The sequence below is a fragment of the Motilibacter deserti genome (assembly GCF_011250635.1).
Taxonomy (GTDB): domain Bacteria; phylum Actinomycetota; class Actinomycetes; order Motilibacterales; family Motilibacteraceae; genus Motilibacter_A; species Motilibacter_A deserti.
In genome coordinates this window covers 1-761 of the sequence record NZ_JAANNP010000261.1, presented here as the reverse complement: position 1 = coordinate 761, position 761 = coordinate 1, and the positions used below count along the sequence as shown (strand labels likewise).

The following is a 761-nucleotide window of genomic DNA, read 5'->3' as shown; positions in this document are numbered from 1 at the left end:
CCGCGAGCTGCTGCGCACGACCGGCCCGGTGAGCAGTGCGGCGTACGGCGAGGTCAACGCCGACAACGTCGTGCAGGTGCTGCTGGCGGACGGCTACTACCTGCAGGAGGACAGCCGCCGGCACGATCTCAACCTCGCGCTCATGGCCGGGGTCATGGAGCGGCTGGCGCAGGGCGAGGGCCTGATCGACAAGGTGAAGGCGCTCGCCGCGGCCGCGCCGGGCCGGCACATGCAGGTGTGGTTCCGCGACGCGACGGCGCAGCAGATGGCGGCGGAGAACGGCTTCGGCGGGGCCGTCGCGGACCCGGGCACCGGCGACCACATCGCGGTCTACGCGCAGAACGGCAACGAGTCCAAGGTCGACATCTTCGCCCAGCGCACGATCGACGAGGTCGTCCGGCTGCAGGAGGACGGCTCGGCGACGGTGACCCGCACCGTGACGCTGCGCAACTCCGCGACCGCGGTGCTGCCGCAGTCGTTGAACAACAAGAAGGGCTACCGGACGGCCTGGTCGCGCGTCGGCCTCATCCACCTGCTGCCGGAGGGCGCCGAGGTCACGACGACCGCCGAGCGGCAGCCGGGCGCGGTGTCGGACGCCGAGCAGGGCGTGGACCAGGCCGGCCGCCCGTACTGGCGGCAGCAGGTGGAGGTGGCTCCTGGCGGGTATGCCACGCAGGTGCTCGAGTTCCGCGTACCCGATGCCGCCGAGCTGACCGACGGCGGCAGCATGGGCTTCCGGCTGACGCTCGACCCCGACAACG

The 761-nt window shown here is 72.3% G+C and carries 1 protein-coding gene; it reads left to right on the top strand.

The features are described 5' to 3' along the window. Positions 1-761, top strand: a 761-nt coding sequence (locus tag G9H71_RS22925; RefSeq protein ID WP_231135358.1) for a hypothetical protein, incomplete at both ends; no start/stop codon positions are given.